Below are 18033 nucleotides of genomic sequence, written 5' to 3'. Positions count from 1 at the left end.
GGTCCCTTTTCAGTTGACGAGACTGCCCTCAACCGAAGTATGTAGCGGATGCCCAGCCCAAATCCAGACATGTCTCAGCTATTCGCGGACCGTCAGGCCCAGCGCAGCGCCCTGCATAATCGGCATCTGAACGAGCAGTTCGTTCGGGTCCTCAAGACCATCGGTTACGACGTCGGCTTCCAGAAGGGGCAGGGGCAGTACCTCTACGACCGCGACGGGGCACGCTATCTCGACCTGTTGTCCGGCTTTGGCGTGTTTGCGATCGGGCGTAATCATCCCGTCATGCGCGAGGCGCTCAAGAGCGTGCTCGATGCCGACCTGCCCAACCTCGTCCAGTTCGACGTCTCGGTGCTCGCCGGCGTGCTCGCCGAGCGGCTTCTGAAGTACGTCCCCTATCTCGACAAGGCGTTCTTCGCCAATTCCGGCGCCGAATGCGTCGAAGCCGCGATCAAGTTCGCCCGCGGCGCCACCGGCCGGCCCGGCATCGTCTATTGCGCCCACGGCTATCATGGCCTGACCTATGGCGCGCTGTCGCTGACTGGGGATTCGAACTTCCGCACCGGCTTCGAGCCGCTGCTGCCGGGCTGCACCTCGATCCCGTTCAACGATCTGGCCGCGCTGGAAAAGGCGCTGGCCTCGCGCGAAGTCGCAGCCTTCGTCGTCGAGCCGATCCAGGGCAAGGGCGTCAACATGCCCACCGACGATTTCCTGCCGGGGGCGGCGGCGCTCTGCAAGAAATACGGCACGCTGTTCGTCGCCGACGAGATCCAGACCGGCATGGGCCGTACCGGCCGCTTCCTCGCGGTCGAGCACTGGAACGTCGAGCCCGACATGGTGCTGCTGTCGAAGTCGCTGTCCGGCGGCCACGTGCCGGTCGGCGCGGTACTGACGCGCAAGAGCATCTTCGACAAGATTTTTAATCAGATGGACCGCGCGGTTGTGCACGGCTCCACCTTCTCCAAGAACGACCTCGCGATGGCCGCCGGCATCGCCACGCTCGACGTCATGGAATCCGAGAAGCTGATCGAGTCCGCCGCCAAGCGCGGCGCCGAGCTGCGCCTGGCGCTGACGCGCATGGTGCCCGGCTACGAGCTGATGAAGGAAGTGCGCGGCAAGGGCCTGATGATCGGCGTCGAGTTCGGCCCGCCGAAATCGCTGAGGCTGCGGGCTTCCTGGAACGTGCTGGAGGCCGCCAACAAGGGCCTGTTCTGCCAGCTCATCACCGTGCCGCTGTTCAAGGATCACAAGATCCTGACCCAGGTGGCCGGTCACGGCAGCCATACCATCAAGCTGTTGCCGCCGCTGACCATCACCGAGGAAGATTGCGGCTGGATCGAGCGCGCCTTCGACGACGTCATCGCCGGCAGCCACAAGGTCCCCGGCGCGATCTGGTCGCTCGGCAAGACGCTGGTGGACAACGCGGTGAGACGTTCGGCCTGATTTTTTGCCGAGACGTTTCCGCAATCGTCATTGCGAGCGAAGCGACTTGTCCGCCGAAGCCTTTGGCGAAGGCGGAAGCAATCCAGACTCTGTTCGCGGAGGCAGCCTGGATTGCTTCGTCGCTTCGCTCCTCGCAATGATGTTGTGGGGTAGAGCTATCCCTCCACATTCGCCTTCATCGCCGCGTCGAACTTGTCGACGAACTCGGCGAGTTCGTCGTTGCCGATGTCGCTGACGGCCCAGAAGTTCAGGCCGCGCTCGCCCCAGCGGCGGCAGTTGAAGCCCTGCATGGTCTGGGTCTTCGGCGGCCGGTGTTCGGTGCTCGAGGTCTGCGATACGAACAGGTTGATCACGTGCTGCCGGCGCTTGTAGACGACGGCGCCGATGGCGCGGGCGTCGATATAGTCGAGCCGGCCGCCGACAAGCGTAAAGCCCTGCGCGGTGAGATCGATCACGGGCGGGGCGACATCGAGCTTGCCGTTGAACCACGGCTTGACTGTGTGCTGGTCCGTGGAAACCACGTCGATGAGATGACCGGCCTGGAGCGAGCGCAGATGCGCGGAGACGACTTCCGACAGGATGCGCTGCTGGTCGTCCTGGCGCAACACCACGGCGAAGACGCCGGAGGCGGCGAGCGCGGAGACCGCCGAACCCATCGCAAAGCCGCGCAGCACGGAGCGGCGGGTCGGCTGACGGCGCTCAGGCTGCGGCATCGAGGCCTCGATGCGGGCGCGCAGGCTCGCGGGTGCGGCGTAGCGTAAATTCGTATCGGCGAGCACGCGCTGCATGTCGCGCTGTGCTGCGAGCTCGGCGGCGCAGGCCGGGCAGCTGGCGACATGTGCTTCGACCTCGCGCGCGTGGCCGGCATCGAGCTCGTTGTCGAGCAGCGCGTGAAGCAGGATCCTTGCTTCGTCGCAATTCATCTTGCTTGCTCCTCTTCCGCCGTCCAGGCCGCGCGCAGCATGGCGCGGGCGCGGGCGAGGCGGGACATCACGGTGCCGACGGGCGCGCCGACTGCCTCGGCGATTTCACGATAGGACAGGTTGTTGATCTCGCGCAGCACGAATGTCTCCTTGAACGGCTCGGCCAGCGCGTCGATCAATTTGCGGATCGTGCCGGCATCGCGGCTGCGCAGCACTTCGGTTTCCGGGCTTGCCTCGGTCTCCTGCCATATCGGCGTCTGCTCGGCGGCACCGGGCATATCCTCGATCGCGCTGGGCCTGTGCGCGCGCCGCGCATATTCCGCGTTGCAGACGTTGCGCAGGATCGCGAACAGCCAGGGCTTCATCGCCGGCCCACGATAGCTGTCAAAGTGCTTCAGCGCGCGCAGATAGCACTCCTGCACCGCATCTTCGGCGTCGGAGGTATCGCGCAGCAGATAGCGCGCGAGCGTGTAGACGTCGTCGAGATAGGGCAGCGCCGCCTCGCGGAAGCGCTGCGCCTTCTGCAAATCTTCGTTGGCGGGCATCGCTCCTCGCTTTGCCTCTTGTTCTGCTCGTCGCGTTGTTTCGTCCCTGAGCGTGACCGAAGGCACACGCGCCCGGCCGGCGTGGGACCACCGGCCGGGCAGGACGTTGATGCCTTGGTTTGAGATGTTACTCAACCTTGATCATCCCCGTCATGTGCGGGTGCAGCGAACAAAAATACTTGTAGTCGCCCGCATTGGTGAAGGTGAACGAGAACTTGTCGTCGGTGTCCAGGGTCTTGGACCTGAACTTGCCGGCCGACACCACGGTGTGGGGAATGTCGTCCCGGTTGGTCCAGGTCACGGTGGTGCCGACCTTGATCTTGAGTTCGGCCGGCTGGAAAACGAAATTGTCGATATGCACGTCCATGTCGTCGGCACGGGCAGCTGTTGCGGGCAACAGGATGGCCGCGGCCACAGCGACACCGAAGTCGCGGCGATTGAGTGTCTTCATTGTCAGCTTCCGTTCAGCCCTGGACTCAGCCCTGCAGCGGCGTGTCGATGATCGCGAGCCGCTGCTCGTTCTGCTTGAAGTTGACGCTGGCAACGCCGAGCATCGAGCGGAGCCTGGCGTCCTCGACCTTCATCGGCCCGGGCGAGGGAGCCGCCCCGGGCGCCGGCTGCGGGAAGGCCGTTGAGCGCGCGGTGTGGAAGGTCACGTTGCCCTCGACCTTCTGCATCACTTGATGGATGTGGCCGTTCAGCACGGTGACCGAACCGAAGCCTTTCACCTGTTCCAATGCGCGGCCGCCGTCCTCGGTGCCCCAGCCCCATTCGGGATAGACCGTCCAGAGCGGGATGTGGGCGAACAGCACGATCGGGGTGGATTTCGACTTGCCCCGCAGATCGTCTTCGAGCCAGGCGAGCTGCTCGGCGCCGAGATTGCCGAGGCCGCCGGCCTTGAGATCGACGACGTTGACGAGGCCGATGAAGTGCACGCCGCCGGCGTCGAAGGAGTACCAGCCCGCACCCTTGGTGCCGCGGCCGTAGCGCTCGCGATAGAACTTCACCTCCTCGTCGAGGAAGTCATGCTCGCCGGGCACGTAATGCACGTCGAGCTTGCTCTGCGAGATGATGCGTTCGGCATTGTCGAACTCGGCGGCCTTCGACAGGTGCGTGATGTCACCGGTGTGGATCATGAATGACGGCTTGACCGGCATCGCGTTGATCTTGCCCACGGCTTCCTCCAGCGTGCCGAGCGCATTGGGATTGGCTGGCTTGTCGAAGCCGACATGGCTGTCGCTGATCTGGAGGAAGGTCATGCCGGGCGCGGCCGCGGTCGCGGCTTGCGCGGAATCGATGATGCCGAGCGAGCGCGGCACCCCGCCGGTGATGGTCCAGAGCACGCCAGTGCCGGCCCAGGTCATGCATTCCAGCACCTTGCGGCGACTCAAGCCGTCGTCGCCGTGATCGTGTCCGCTCATCGCGTATCTCCACTTCGCCCGGAATTGGGCTTCGGAGAGGTGATTGAGGGAGGGGTGGGTTTATTCGCGGGAGGCGATGACGTTTTCGTGAAGTGGTGGGAGCGGAGCCCGGATTTCGCTGCGAGACTGGGCTACGCGTTCAACGCGCATCCTCCAAAATCATCGCGGCGCCTTTCTCCGCAATCATCGCCGTCGGCGTGTTGGTGTTGCCCGAGGTGATGGTTGGCATAATCGAGGCATCGACGATACGCAGGCCGTCGAGCCCGTAGAAGCGCAGGCGCTCGTCGACCACCGCCATTGGATCGTTTGCCGCGCCCATCTTCGCGGTGCCGACGGGATGGAAGATGGTGGTGCCGATATCGCCGGCGGCTTTGGCAAGCGAGGCGTCGTCATCGCCGACGGAGGGGCCGGGCAGATACTCGCTCGGGCGGTACTTTGCGAGCGCCTTCTGCTGCATCAGGCGGCGGGTGGTACGGATGGCATCGGCGCCGACCTGGCGGTCGTCGTTGGTCGACAGATAGTTCGGCGCGATGATCGGCTTTTCGTCTGGGCTAGCTGCGCGCAGGCGCACGGTGCCGCGCGAGGTCGGCTGGAGATTGCAGGCGCTGACCGTGATCGCCGGGAAGCGGTGCAGGGGATCGCCGAACTTGTCGAGCGACAGCGGCTGCACGTGGAACTGGATATTGGCGCGCGCGCGAGTCGCATCGGAGCGTGTGAAGATGCCGAGCTGCGACGGCGCCATGGTCAGCGGGCCGCGGCGGCGGAAGGCGTAGTCGAGCCCCATCAGGCCGCGGCGGAACAGATTGTAATAGGTTTCGTTCAACGTGCGCACGCCGTCGACCTTGTAGATCGCGCGCTGCTGGAGGTGATCCTGAAGATTGCGACCGACACCGGGCTTGTCCATGACGATGTCGATCCCGAGCGGCGACAGCCAGTCGGCGGGCCCGATGCCGGAGCGATGCAGCACCTGCACCGAGCCGATCGCACCCGCGGAGAGGATTACCTCACGTTTTGCACGCACTTCCATGACCTCGCCATTCTGGATGAAGCGTACGCCGACGGCGCGACCCTGCTCGATGATGAGGCGCTCGACCAGCACGTGCTTCTCGAGCCGCAGGTTGGGGCGGTTCAGCGCGGGCTTGAGGAAGCCGCGGGCCGACGACCAGCGCCGGCCGCGCTTCTGGTTGACGTGGAAATAGCTGGTGCCTTCGTTGTCGCCCGTGTTGAAATCCGGGATGCGCTTGATGCCCATCTCCTCGGCGGCGTCGCCGACGGCATCGAGAACGTCCCACGACAGCCGCGGCGCCTCGATGCGCCAGCCGCCGCCCGTGCCGTGATGTTCGCTGGCGCCGAGGAAGTGATCCTCTAGCCGCCTGAACAGCGGCAGCACGTCGTCATAGCCCCAACCGGTCATGCCGAGCTGGCGCCAGTGATCGTAGTCGGCGGCCTGTCCTCGCATCGAGATCATGGCGTTGATCGCGGAGCAGCCGCCGATCACCTTGCCGCGGGGATAGGCAAGCGAGCGGCCGTTCAGGCCCGGCTCGGCCTCGGTCTTGAACATCCAGTCAGAGCGCGGATTGCCGATGGCGAAGAGATAGCCGACCGGAATGTGGAACCAGATCCAGTTGTCGTCGCCGCCGGCTTCGAGAATGAGGACGCGGTTTTTCGGATCGGCCGAGAGCCGGTTGGCGAGGATGCACCCCGCCGTGCCTGCCCCGACGACAATGTAGTCAAACTCACCTTCGAGCCGGCTTGGCATTCTGTTTCCACCCAATAAGCGCATCATGTCCGGGCTTGTCCCGGGCATCCACGCACTTTCCGTCCTAATAGTCAGACGCGGACGGCCGGGACAAGCCCGGCCATGACGAGAGGACAGGGTTACCCTCGGCCCGCGGCAGTTGGGTGGACTGGCGCTTGCATGGTAGACAGTCCTGCATTTTCAACAAAGCTTGAGACCCTCCATGCCCATCGTGAACCGCGTCGCCGACCTTCAACCCGATATTCAGGCCTGGCGCCGGGACATCCATGAGCATCCTGAGCTGCTGTATGACGTCCACCGCACCGCAGCATTCGTCGCGGACCGGCTGCGCGAATTCGGCTGCGACGAGGTCGTGACCGGCCTTGGCCAGACCGGCGTGGTCGGCGTGATCAAGGGCAACAAGCCGGCCGGCGAAGGGCTCAAGACCATCGGCCTGCGCGCCGACATGGATGCGCTGCCGGTCGAGGAACAGACCAACCTGCCTTACGCCTCGAAGATTCCGGGCAAGATGCACGCCTGCGGCCATGACGGCCACACCGCGATGCTGCTTGGGGCGGCCCGCTACCTCGCCGAGACCCGCAATTTTGCCGGCGATGCTGTCGTGATCTTCCAGCCGGCCGAGGAGGGCGGCGCCGGCGGCGCGGCCATGGTCAAGGACGGGCTGATGGAGCGCTTCGGCATCGAGCAGGTCTACGGCATGCACAACGGCCCGGGCATCCCGATCGGCTCGTTCGCGATCCGCCCGGGTCCGATCATGGCAGCGACCGACGAGGTCGACATCATGATCGAGGGCCTCGGCGGTCATGCCGCGCGTCCGCACAAATGCATCGATTCCGTGCTGGTCGGCGCACAGGTGATCACTGCATTGCAGTCGATCGTGGCGCGTAGCGTCGATCCGCTGGAATCGGCCGTGATCTCGATCTGCGAGTTCCACGCGGGAAATGCCCGCAACGTCATTCCGCAAACTGCGACGCTGAGGGGCACCATCCGCACATTGTCGCCGGAGGTGCGCAAGCTCGTCGAGAAGCGCGTGCACGAGGTTGTCGCTGGCGTGGCGCAGATCACCGGTGCCAAGATCGACCTGCACTACAAGCGCAACTATCCGGTCGTGAACAACCACGCCGCGGAGACCGAGGTGGCGCGGCGTATCGCCAGGCAAGTTGCGGGAGATGCCAATGTGCACGAGATGCCGCCGCTGATGGGCGGCGAGGATTTCGCCTACATGCTGGAAGCGCGCCCCGGCGCCTTCATCTTCTGCGGCAATGGCGACAGCGCCGGTCTGCATCACCCCGCCTACAATTTCAACGACGAGGCGATCGTGTTCGGCACGTCCTACTGGGTCAAGCTGGTCGAGGAATCGCTGGCTGCGTCGTAGGGCTGAATCCGAGCACAAATGAAATGATAAGGGCCCGTGCATCGCACGGGCCCTTTGTCCTCGAGTGATACGATTGTTCAGAACACCCGCGAGAACATGTAGTACAACGCTCCCGAGATGATCATCGCAGCCGGCAGGGTGAGCACCCAGGCCATCGCAATGTTGCGGATCGTCGCCCATTGCAGCCCCGAGCCGTTGGCGGCCATGGTGCCGGCGATGCCTGACGACAGCACGTGCGTTGTCGAGACCGGCAGACCGTAGCCGTCGGCCGCGGCGATGGTGGCGGCTGCGGTGATCTCGGCGCAGGCCCCTTGCGCGTAAGTCAGGTGCGTCTTGCCGATCTTCTCGCCGACCGTGACGACGATGCGCTTCCAGCCGACCATGGTGCCGAGGCCGAGCGCAATGGCGACCGCGATCTTCACCCAGCCCGGGATGAATTTCGTGGCGCTATCGAGCGAACCCTTGTAGGCGTTGAGCACGCTTACTTCGTCGGCGCTGAGTTCGGCTTCCTTGTCCTTCATCAGAAAGCGGAGCGCTTCCGAGGCGAGGTACATGTCGTTGCGGGTGTTGCCGACTGCTTCTGCCGGTACCTTCGCGAGCGAGCCATAGGTGGTGACCTGCTTGGCGATATCACGCACGAGAACGGCAAGTGACGGGAAGGTTCCACCGTTGACCTCGTGCTGAGCCACATAATTGGTGACGGCCGGCCGCGGGTTGCCGATCACGTTGTAGCCGGCGGCTTTGGCTTCGATCACCTTGCTGGCAGCGGCCGAGTTATTGACGAACGCCTCGATCTGTGTTTCCGGCAGCGCGCGGTTGAGCGCATAAGCCGTCGGCACGGTACCGATCAGGATCAGCATGATCAGGCCCATGCCCTTCTGGCCGTCATTGGAGCCGTGGAAGAAGCTGACCAGCGTGCAGGTGAGTATCAGGATGCCGCGGATCCACAACGGCGGCGGTTGGTCACCTTTGGGTTCACCGAACAGGGCAGGCGTGGCGCCCAGGAGCACGCTGCGTAGGATCAACAGCAGGACGGCAGCAAGCGCGAAGCCGAATAGCGGCGAAAGCAGGAGTGCCTTGCCGATATTGGTTGCCTGCGACCAGTCGACACCCGATGTGCCGCTACGGCCGTGCAGCAGCGCGTTCATGATGCCCACGCCCATGATCGAGCCGATCAGCGTGTGCGAGCTTGAGGCCGGCAGTCCAAAGTACCAGGTACCGACGTTCCAGATGATGGCCGCGATCAACAGCGCGAACACCATGGCGAAACCGGCGCTGGAGCCGACCTGGAGGATCAACTCGACCGGCAGCAGCGAGACGATGCCGAACGCGACCGCACCGCTCGAGAGCAGCACGCCGAACAGGTTGAACATGCCGGACCACACCACGGCGACATGGGCGGGCAGCGAGCGCGTGTAAATCACGGTCGCGACCGCATTGGCCGTGTCATGGAAGCCGTTGACGAACTCGAAGCCGAGCGCGATCAACAGCGCGACGAACAGAAGGATGAAGGGCGCGTAGGTCTTAACCTGTGTACCGGTGGCATCGACGTCGACCCAGATGCTGTAAGCAACGAACAGCAGCGCCGCAGCGATGACGCCCAGGTACACGATACCGGTGAGCGGATGAAAGCCGCGATCGAGGTCCGGGCCCCTGCCCAAGGCCGGTTCGATGGAGCCGGGCAAAGCAACGTCACTCATTGAAAATTTCTCCTGTCCCTGTGCTTCGATTTTGCGCGAGGCATGTGACAGGCGGTTGAAATGGGCGACTTGAAATGAGGGGACTTCTCGGTCGCATGGCGCCCTGCAGCAGGGCGCAGGTCAGGCCGCGCGTACGGCTTTCTTCTGCAACGACCCGGCGATCTTCAGATCTTCGACAAAGAGCTGATATTCCAGCGCTTTGTCTTCCGGATCGGGCAGCCGCAGCAAGTAAGATGGGTGCACCGTCACCAGCGCTTTGCGTCCGTCGGGAAGGTCGATGAGCCGGCCGCGGGTCTTGCCGATGGGGGTGATCCTGCCGAACACGCTTTGCGCGGCGGTAGCGCCCATCGCCACGATCAGATCGGGCTGGATTGCCGAGACTTCCCGTTCGAACCATTGCCGGCACGCTTTGATTTCAGGCGTATTCGGCTTCTGGTGCAGGCGGATCTTTCCGCGCGGCACGAATTTGAAGTGCTTCACCGCGTTGGTGACATAGACCTTCTTGCGATCGACACCGGCCTCCTCCAGCGCACGGTCGAGCATCTGGCCGGCCGGGCCGACGAAGGGATGACCGGCGAGGTCTTCCTTGTCGCCGGGCTGTTCGCCGACCAGCATGATGTTGGCGTGCTTCGGGCCCTCGCCGAACACGGTCTGGGTCGCGTCCTTGTAGAGATGGCAGGCGCGGCAATGCGCGGCTTCCTCACGGAGAGCTTCGAGATCGTTTGCGGAAGTCTTGCGAGTCATCGGAGCCTCCGGCCGCTTTTGGGGCTTGTGCGGATCGGTTGCGGCATTGGCGATCATGGCGCCGGTCATGCGCTCGGCGTCCTCGATCAGAGGCTTAATGATCGAAGCCTCGGGCAGGTTCCTCCAGTATTTCTTCGGCATCTCGGCCTGCATCGCCTTCACCTTGAGCCGGGCGGGATTGAAGATGCTGGCGTAGTAGCGCCGCCAGGTTTCCTCGAGCCGGTCTTCGCCCGGTGCCTCGCTCTTGCTGACTCCCGGCGTGAACGAGAGCGCATGGCCGTCCCAATGCGCACAGAGGTCCGGCGTCAGGATCGACCAGGGCATGTCGGCAAAGCGCTTGGCGAAGAATGGCGCGGCGAGTTCGACGATGTGATGCTCCGGCTCGAACCAGGCGACATAATGCGCTTCGCGTTCGCGGCCGATCTCGCGAAAGCGCACGAAGGCATGCATCTTGTGCTCGTCGCGATGGACGGCTCGGGCCATCGCAGTGACCAGCGCGACGTCAGGATCGATCGCGACCTCGATCAGATCGTGATGGTCTTTCAGGCGCCAGAGCAGGCGATAGAGGATCGCAAAGCGTTCGGGATCGCGATGCAGGATCGCGGCCTTGGCGAGATCGACGAATTTGCCTGATACGTTGAAGGTGCCGTCGTTCACCGCGAGGATCGGAGACGGCGCTTGCGGCGCGAATAATTCCGCTTCGCGGCCTTGCACGGTCCAGGCGACATCGGTGGGCTGCACATGATGAAGCACGAGGCTGCGCGCGGCTTTGCGCCAGCCTTCGAAATCGGTTTCGTGATCGAGGATGATGTAGTGCATCAGAAGCCAAACCCCAGTTGTGTTGCCTTCGGCCTGAACCGTTCGATCAACCCGGCGGCATCGAGGCGATGCGGCGAGGGGCGGTGGTCGCTGAGAACGATGAACGGCAGCGCCTTGTTGCGGGGCACGTGCAGCCGGGCGAGATCGGCGAGGCGGATCGTGGTGGTGCGCCGCGTCGCGATGATGCGTTCGACCGCCTTGGTGCCGAAGCCCGGCACGCGCAGCAACTCCTCGCGGCTGGCGCGGTTGATGTCGAGCGGGAAGCGCTCGCGATGGCGCAGCGCCCAGGCGAGCTTCGGATCGATGTCGAGCGGCAGCATCGCGCTGTCGTCGACGATCTCGCCAACATCGAAGCCGTAGAATCGCATCAGCCAGTCGGCCTGGTAGAGCCGGTGCTCGCGCAGCAGCGGCGGCTGCACCAGAGGCAAGGCGCGGCTGGCGTCGGGGATCGGGCTGAAGGCGGAATAATAGACGCGCCTTAACTTGTATGAGCCGTAGAGATTGGAACTGGTGTGGAGAATGGTGTGGTCGGAGGCGCTATCGGCGCCGACGATCATCTGCGTGCTTTGGCCGGCGGGCGCGAAGCGTTGCGGCCTGGCCTTCGTCTTTGCTTTGCGGCAGTCCTCGGCCTCGTCCAGCTTGAGCCGCAGCCGGCCCATGGTGCGGCGGATCGCGCGCACGTCTTTCTCCGGCGCGAATTGCTGCAGGCTCGTCTCATCCGGCATCTCGATGTTGATCGAGAGACGATCGGCATATTTGCCGGCCTCCGCGATCAGCGCGTCGTCGGCCTCCGGAATGGTCTTGAGATGGATGTAGCCGCGGAAGTGATGTTCCTCGCGCAGTTTGCGCGCGACGCTCACCACCTGCTCCATGGTGTAGTCGGGGCTCCGGATGATGCCGGAGGAGAGAAACAGCCCTTCGATGTAATTGCGCCGGTAGAAGTCGAGCGTGAGCTTGACCACCTCCTCGACGGTGAAGCGGGCGCGCGGCACGTTGGAGGAGGCGCGGTTGACGCAATAGAGGCAATCGTAATTGCAGGCGTTGGTCAGCAGCACCTTCAGCAGCGAGATGCAGCGTCCGTCAGGCGCGTAGGAATGGCAGATGCCCATGCCGGGCGCGGTCGAGCCCATGCCCTTGCCGTCGCTGGAGTCCCGCTTCTCGGTGCCGCTGGAGGCGCAGGACGCGTCGTACTTGGCAGCGTCCGCCAGGATTTCCAGCTTGCGTTGCACGTCCATGTTTGAATCCCTTTGATTCCGCTCATGAATCCGACAGAGCGCCAATTCGATTGACTCCAGGGGCGCCGTTAGTTTTATATTAGAACATATCATGAACAATTGAGCCAGCCGCGGGTTCTTATTTTTGAGAGCCACCGGCAATCACCCCTGAAGGAGCGGCGACCATGAGCGGCGCACGCATCAGCGCGCTTGCGACCTTGCGCGGCCAGATCGAGCGCATCGAGACCGCGGAGGTCGTCCATCAGCGCGATCGCGTCGCGCTCGGCCATGGCGAGGTCGACAGCGCGCTGAAAGGCGGGCTCGCGCGCGCGGTGATCCACGAGGTGTTTTGCGAGGGGCGCCAGGGGACGGCCGCGACGGGTTTTGTCAGCGGGCTTGCGGGGCGCGTGACCGCGCGCAAACCGCTGCTGTGGGTGCGGCAGGATTTTTCGGAAATTGAAACCGGCGCGCTGTCGATGAGCGGGCTCGCCGAGCTCGGCCTCGATCCGCGCCGCGTGGTGATGGTGCGCGCCGCCGATGTCGAGAGCGCGCTACGCACGTCGGCCGATGCGCTCGCCTGCGATGCGCTGGGCGCCGTCGTGCTCGAGCTCTGGGGCGAGACGAGACAGTTCGATCTCGTGGCGAGCCGCAAGCTGACGCTGGCTGCGCAAGGCTCCGGTGTCACCGGCCTGCTGCTGCGGATGGCCGCGCAACCGCTGCCGTCGACCGCCGAGACCCGATGGATGCTGCGGGCGGCGCATTCGCCGCCGGGGGTCGCGTGGAGCGCCTGGGGCGCGCCGCGTTTCGATGTTGAACTCTTGCGCAATCGTCACGGCCCATGCGGCCGGTGGATCATGGAATGGAAATGTGATGAGTGCCAGTTCTCTGAACCGTCGACGTATCCTCAGCCTGTGGCTGCCGCGCCTGCCCATCGACCGGATCCAGCGGTTCTTCAACGACGTCGGACTGGGTAATGACAAAGCGTTTTCAAGCGAAGTGGGTACCGGTTTGCGTGAAGAAAACGCGTCAAAACAAAAAGACGATCCCAGCATCGTCGTCATCAAGGACAACAATGCGCTGGTGATCCATGCGCTGGACGAGGCCGCCGAGCGCCTCGGCCTGCATATCGGCCAGCCCCTGGCCAATGCCCGGGCGATGTGCCCGGACCTGCGGGTGTTCGACGCCGATGTCGTGGCCGATGCGAAGACGCTCAGCGACATCGCCGACTGGTGCGACCGCTTCACGCCGCTGGTGGCGCTCGATCCGCCGCATGGGCTGTTTCTGGACATTACCGGCTGCGCGCATCTGTTCGGCGGAGAAGCGGCACTGCTGCAGACGCTGGTCCGCGCGCTCGGCCGACAAGGCTTTGCCGTCAGTGCGGCAATTGCAGGCACCTCGGTCTGCGCGCGTACGCTGACGCGCCAGACCACGGGCACCATCGTTGCCGATGGCGGGGAGGCGGCGGCGATCAGCCGGTTTCCGGTGTCGGCGCTCGGCGCGGGCGAGGCCATCACCACGGGCTTGCGCCGCGCCGGCCTGAAGACCATCGGCGATGTCGCTTCCCGCGAACCACATGAAATCACGGCGCGGTTCGGCGCACGGTTCTCCACGCTGCTCGCGCATGCGCTGGGGCAGGGCGATGCGCCGATCAACCCGCGAAAACCGCTGCCCGACTACATCGTGGAAAAACGCTTCGCCGAGCCGATCGCAACCGACACCATGATCGCGATGACGCTGTCGCGGCTCGCCGACACGCTGATCGCGTCGATGGAGAAGCAGGGCAAGGGCGCGCGCCGGCTGGAAGCCGCCTTCTTCCGCACCGACGGCGCGGTGCGTGCGATCATGGTCGAGACCGGGAGGCCGGTGACGCAAGGCAAAGTCATCGATCGTCTGTTCCGCGAGCGCCTCGATGCGCTCGCCGATCCCCTGGATCCCGGCTTCGGCTTCGACATGGTGCGGCTGTCGGCGAGCCGGACCGAGATCGTGGTGCAGGAGCAGCGCGATCTCGACGCCCACGTCCACGACAATGACGAGCTCTCCGCATTGATCGACCGCATTGCCGCGCGCATCGGCGGAAAGCGCGTCGTCGTGCATCTGCCGCAGGACACCCATATTCCCGAATGTGCGGTGCTGGCCGCGCCGGCGCAGCATCATCTCGCTGCCGCCATGCAGGCCGAATGGCCCGCGCGCACCGAGAGTGAGCCGCCATTGCGTCCCTTGCGGTTGTTCGACAGGCCCGAACCGGTCGCGGTGCCGTTCGCGACCGTGCCCGACGGGCCGCCGCATCAATTCACCTGGCGGCGCGTGCAGCATGCCGTGGTACGGGTGGAAGGGCCCGAGCGCATCGCGATGGAATGGTGGCGGCAGGACGGCAGGCAGCTGACGCGGGATTATTTCCGCATCGAGGATACCGAGGGCCTGCGCTTCTGGATCTTTCGCGATGGTCTCTACGAGGGGGAGTGTTTTGACGACGACGGCAAGCCTGTTCCTCCCGGCTGGTATGTGCACGGTCTCTTCGCATGAATGCGCCCGCTTATGCCGAGATCGGCATCACCACCAATTTCTCCTTCCTGCGCGGCGGCTCGGATCCGCGCGCCTATGTGCATCAGGCAAGCAAGCTCGGCATTCCCGTGATCGGCATCGCCGATCACAACACGCTGGCCGGCGTGGTGCGGGCCTACAAGGAGCTCGACAATGACAAGGTGCGACACAAGCCCAAGCTGCTGATCGGCACGCGCATCGTCTTCATCGACGGCACGCCCGACATTTTTGTCTATCCGCGCGACCGCGCCGCCTATGGCCGGCTGTGCCAGCTTCTCACCAGAGGCAAGCGCGGCGATGACATCACGCGGATCGAAAAGGGCGAATGCCATCTCAGGTTTGCTGACCTTCTCGAGTTCTCGGAAGGCCAGCTCCTGATCCTGACGCTGCCGCACCGTTTCGATGCGGCGCAGGCGCAGGACATTCTCGCCAAGCTGAAGACAAGTCGCGCCGGGGGCGTGTGGCTGGCGGTGAGCCTGATCTACCGCGGCGACGACCGGCGCCGCCTGGTGCGGCTCGATGATCTCGCCGCAAAAGCAAAAGTGCCGCTGCTCGCGACCAACGAGGTGCTTTATCACGATCCCGGCCGCCGTCCGCTTCAGGACGTGCTGACCTGCATCCGGGAAAAGACCACGATCGGGGCGGTCGGACGCCAGCTTGAGGCCAATGCCGAGCGCTTTCTGAAGACGCCCAGGGAGATGTCCCGGCTGTTCCGCGACTTCCCCGAAGCGGTCGCGGAGACCATGCGCTTTGCGGACAGGATCGAGTTCACACTCGACCAGCTCAAGTACCAGTATCCGGACGAGCCGGTGCCGCCGGGCAAGACCGCGCAAGGGCATCTGGAGGATTTGACCTGGGCGGGCGTGCAGACATATTTCGGCGGAAAGATCGATGAGAAGCTTCGCGCGACGCTGAAGAAAGAGCTCGCGCTGATCGCCGAGCTGAAATACGCGCATTATTTCCTCACCGTGCACGACATCGTGCACTATGCGCGCAGCCAGAATATTTTGTGCCAGGGGCGGGGATCGGCGGCGAACTCGGCCGTGTGCTACGTGCTCGGCATCACCTCGGTCGATCCGACCAAGGTCGATCTGCTGTTCGAGCGCTTCATCTCCAAGGAGCGGCTGGAGCCGCCGGACATCGACGTCGATTTCGAGCATTCACGGCGCGAGGAGGTGATGCAATATGTCTATCGCCGCTACGGCCGCCACCGCGCCGCGATCATCGCGACCGTCATTCATTATCGCCCGCGCAGCGCCATCCGCGACGTCGGCAAGGCGCTGGGCTTGACCGAGGACGTCACCGCCGCACTCGCCGACACCGTGTGGGGAAGCTGGGGCAAGGGCCTCAACGACATGCAGGTCAGGCAGGCCGGGCTCGATCCGAAAAATCCGATGATCAACCTCGCAGTCGAGCTTGCGACCGAACTGATCGAATTCCCGCGTCATCTGTCCCAGCATGTCGGCGGCTATGTGCTCACGCAAGACCGGCTCGACACCTATGTGCCGATCGGCAACGCCGCGATGGACGAGCGTACCTTCATCGAATGGGACAAGGACGACGTCGACGCGCTCAGCATGATGAAGGTCGACGTGCTGGCGCTCGGAATGCTGACCTGCATCAGGAAATGCTTTGATCTGATCGACCGGCACAAGGGTGAGCGCTGGGTGCTGGCGAGCGTCCCGCAGGACGATCCAAAAGTCTACGACATGCTGTGCCTCGGGGAATCGCTCGGCGTGTTCCAGGTCGAAAGCCGCGCACAGATGAACATGCTGCCGCGGCTGAAGCCGCGGACCTTCTACGATCTCGTCATCGAAGTCGCGATCGTGCGTCCCGGTCCGATCCAGGGCGACATGGTGCATCCGTACTTGCGGCGGCGGAACGGTCAGGAGGAGGTTCGTTATCCCTCGCCATCGCCCGAGCATGGTCCAGCGGACGAGCTCTACAAGGTGCTACACAAGACCAAGGGCGTGCCTCTGTTCCAGGAGCAGGCGATGCGTATCGCGATCGAGGCGGCAAAATTCACCTCCGAGGAAGCCAACGGCCTGCGTCGCTCGATGGCGACATTCCGCAATGTCGGCACCATCGGCCAATACGAAGAGAAGCTGATCGGCAACATGGTCGCGCGCGGTTACGATCCCAACTTCGCCAGAAGCTGTTTCGACCAGATCAAGGGTTTCGGCTCCTACGGTTTTCCCGAGAGCCATGCCGCGAGCTTCGCACAGCTCGTTTACATCTCCTCATGGCTGAAGCATCATCATCCCGACGCCTTCTGCTGCGGCCTGCTGAACTCGCAGCCGATGGGCTTCTACGCCCCGGCGCAGATCGTCGGCGATGCGCGCAAGAACGGCGTCGAGGTGCGCGACATCGACGTGTCCTACAGTTTCGCGCAGAACACGCTGGAGGAGGGACGCGGCAAATATTGCGCCGTGCGCCTCGGTTTCCGCCAGATCGACGGGTTTCACTGGCTCGATGAGGATGAGGAGAGGCTGAAACGCTCTCAACTGTCATTCCGGAGTGCGCAACTTGTCCGCCGAAGCTCGGAGAGCGAAGGCGGAAGCGCGAGCCATGACGGGATTGTGCTCCCTCTCCCGGGGGAGGTGAAGGAAGACTGGGCCGCCCGCATCGTCGCCGCCCGCAATCGCCGGCCGTTCACCTCGCTGGAAGACTTCGCCCGCGACACCGGCCTGCCCAAGCGTGCGCTGATTCTGCTCGCCGATGCCGATGCCTTCCGCTCGCTCGGGCTCGATCGCCGCGAGGCGCTGTGGCAGGTGCGGCGGTTGCCCGACGACGTACCGCTGCCGCTGTTCGAGGCCGCCACCGCGCGCGAGCAGCCGGACGAGCACGCCAAACCCTTGCCGGTGATGCCGCGGGCCGAGCAGGTGGTCGCGGACTACCAGACCATCCGGCTATCGCTGAAGGGGCATCCGATGGAATTTTTGCGCGGGATGCTTTCGCGCGAGCGGGTGGTGGCCTGCAAGGAGATCAGGCACGAGAACGAGCGGCGACGCGTCCGCTGCGCCGGCGTCGTGCTGGTGCGGCAGCGGCCGGGCAGCGCCAGCGGCGTCGTGTTCATGACGCTGGAGGACGAAACCGGCATCGCCAATGTCGTGGTGTGGCCCAAGATCATGGAGCAGTACCGCAAGGAAGTGATGGGCGCGCGCCTCATCCTGGTCGAGGGCTATATCCAGAGCAGCCCCGAAAAGGTGACGCACCTGATCGCGCAGCGCATGGTCGACCGCTCGCACGATCTGGTCAGCCTCGCCAACGATGCACTCAGCCGCAGGCATCCAGTGCCGGCAGGCGCCGATCTCATCGAACCGCTCAACGACGACCGCCGCGACCACGCGGATACCCCCGCGCAAAAAATCCGCCACCCCCGCAACGTCCGCATCCTGCCGCCGTCGCGCGATTTTCATTGAGGTGCTTCCCTCTAACGAAGCTGCCGTAGGGTGGGCAAAGGCGCGTAAGCGCCGTGCCCACGTTCTAGGTTCTTTCGCGAAAGCGGTGGGCACGCTTCGCCACCCTACAAGTTCTTCGGTGATGATGCTC

The 18033-nt window shown here is 64.3% G+C and carries 13 protein-coding genes; 5 read left to right on the top strand and 8 right to left on the bottom strand.

Annotated elements, in window-relative coordinates:
* Positions 1-48 precede the first annotated feature (48 nt).
* Positions 49-1440, top strand: coding sequence for an aminobacteriohopanetriol synthase HpnO (gene hpnO, locus OC450_RS09810; RefSeq protein WP_256806372.1), 1392 nt, complete (start codon positions 49-51; stop codon positions 1438-1440).
* Between the two features lie 155 nt (positions 1441-1595).
* Here hpnO and OC450_RS09805 read toward each other — a convergent pair whose 3' ends face one another.
* The 5 genes from OC450_RS09805 to OC450_RS09785 all read right to left on the bottom strand — a co-directional run bounded on the left by OC450_RS09805 (position 1596) and on the right by OC450_RS09785 (position 6088).
* The gene (locus tag OC450_RS09805) at positions 1596-2363 is read right to left on the bottom strand and encodes an anti-sigma factor family protein (RefSeq protein ID WP_256806371.1); all 768 of its coding nucleotides are present in this window, start codon (positions 2361-2363) and stop codon (positions 1596-1598) included.
* Positions 2360-2908, bottom strand: coding sequence for a sigma-70 family RNA polymerase sigma factor (locus tag OC450_RS09800; protein WP_262047771.1), 549 nt, complete (start codon positions 2906-2908; stop codon positions 2360-2362). The genes OC450_RS09805 and OC450_RS09800 overlap by 4 nt, the downstream gene beginning before the upstream one ends.
* A gap of 127 nt (positions 2909-3035) precedes the next feature.
* Entirely contained in the window at positions 3036-3359 is a 324-nt protein-coding gene (locus OC450_RS09795; protein WP_211382861.1) for a cupredoxin family copper-binding protein, read from the bottom strand.
* Positions 3360-3384: 25 nt separating this feature from the next.
* Positions 3385-4329 carry a metallophosphoesterase family protein gene (locus OC450_RS09790; RefSeq protein ID WP_211382862.1) on the bottom strand — a complete coding sequence of 315 codons (945 nt, stop codon included), beginning with the start codon at positions 4327-4329 and terminating at the stop codon, positions 3385-3387.
* Positions 4330-4468: 139 nt separating this feature from the next.
* Positions 4469-6088 (bottom strand): GMC family oxidoreductase, encoded by a 1620-nt coding sequence (locus OC450_RS09785; RefSeq protein ID WP_262047770.1) that lies wholly within the window; start codon positions 6086-6088, stop codon positions 4469-4471.
* Between the two features lie 202 nt (positions 6089-6290).
* Here OC450_RS09785 and OC450_RS09780 point away from each other — a divergent pair, with 202 nt between their 5' ends.
* Positions 6291-7463 carry a M20 aminoacylase family protein gene (locus OC450_RS09780; RefSeq protein ID WP_211382864.1) on the top strand — a complete coding sequence of 391 codons (1173 nt, stop codon included), beginning with the start codon at positions 6291-6293 and terminating at the stop codon, positions 7461-7463.
* A 77-nt stretch (positions 7464-7540) separates the two neighbouring features.
* On the opposite strand, the gene OC450_RS09775 is transcribed toward OC450_RS09780, so the two are convergent.
* The 3 genes from OC450_RS09775 to OC450_RS09765 all read right to left on the bottom strand — a co-directional run bounded on the left by OC450_RS09775 (position 7541) and on the right by OC450_RS09765 (position 11961).
* A complete protein-coding gene (locus OC450_RS09775; RefSeq protein ID WP_262047769.1) occupies positions 7541-9163 on the bottom strand; it encodes an inorganic phosphate transporter in 1623 nt (540 codons plus the stop codon).
* 120 nt (positions 9164-9283) lie between these two features.
* The gene (locus OC450_RS09770; protein WP_262047768.1) at positions 9284-10726 is read right to left on the bottom strand and encodes a UdgX family uracil-DNA binding protein; all 1443 of its coding nucleotides are present in this window, start codon (positions 10724-10726) and stop codon (positions 9284-9286) included.
* Positions 10726-11961 (bottom strand): putative DNA modification/repair radical SAM protein, encoded by a 1236-nt coding sequence (locus OC450_RS09765; RefSeq protein ID WP_262047767.1) that lies wholly within the window; start codon positions 11959-11961, stop codon positions 10726-10728. Before OC450_RS09765 ends, OC450_RS09770 begins: the two co-directional genes overlap by 1 nt.
* A 164-nt stretch (positions 11962-12125) precedes the next feature.
* Between OC450_RS09765 and OC450_RS09760 the strand changes: the two genes are divergently transcribed.
* From OC450_RS09760 to OC450_RS09750, 3 genes are read left to right on the top strand one after another with little or no spacing between them, the layout of a single operon-like run.
* The gene (locus OC450_RS09760; RefSeq protein ID WP_211382868.1) at positions 12126-12914 is read left to right on the top strand and encodes an ImuA family protein; all 789 of its coding nucleotides are present in this window, start codon (positions 12126-12128) and stop codon (positions 12912-12914) included.
* The gene (locus OC450_RS09755; RefSeq protein ID WP_262047766.1) at positions 12811-14463 is read left to right on the top strand and encodes a Y-family DNA polymerase; all 1653 of its coding nucleotides are present in this window, start codon (positions 12811-12813) and stop codon (positions 14461-14463) included. The genes OC450_RS09760 and OC450_RS09755 overlap by 104 nt, the downstream gene beginning before the upstream one ends.
* Complete coding sequence (locus tag OC450_RS09750) at positions 14460-17903, top strand: error-prone DNA polymerase (protein WP_262047765.1); 3444 nt, start codon at positions 14460-14462, stop codon at positions 17901-17903. The genes OC450_RS09755 and OC450_RS09750 overlap by 4 nt, the downstream gene beginning before the upstream one ends.
* Positions 17904-18033 lie beyond the last annotated feature (130 nt).

The organism is Bradyrhizobium sp. Bra78 (genome assembly GCF_024519855.1).
GTDB classification, from domain to species: Bacteria; Pseudomonadota; Alphaproteobacteria; order Rhizobiales; family Xanthobacteraceae; genus Bradyrhizobium; species Bradyrhizobium japonicum_G.
This window is presented reverse-complemented; position numbering and strand designations above follow the sequence as displayed.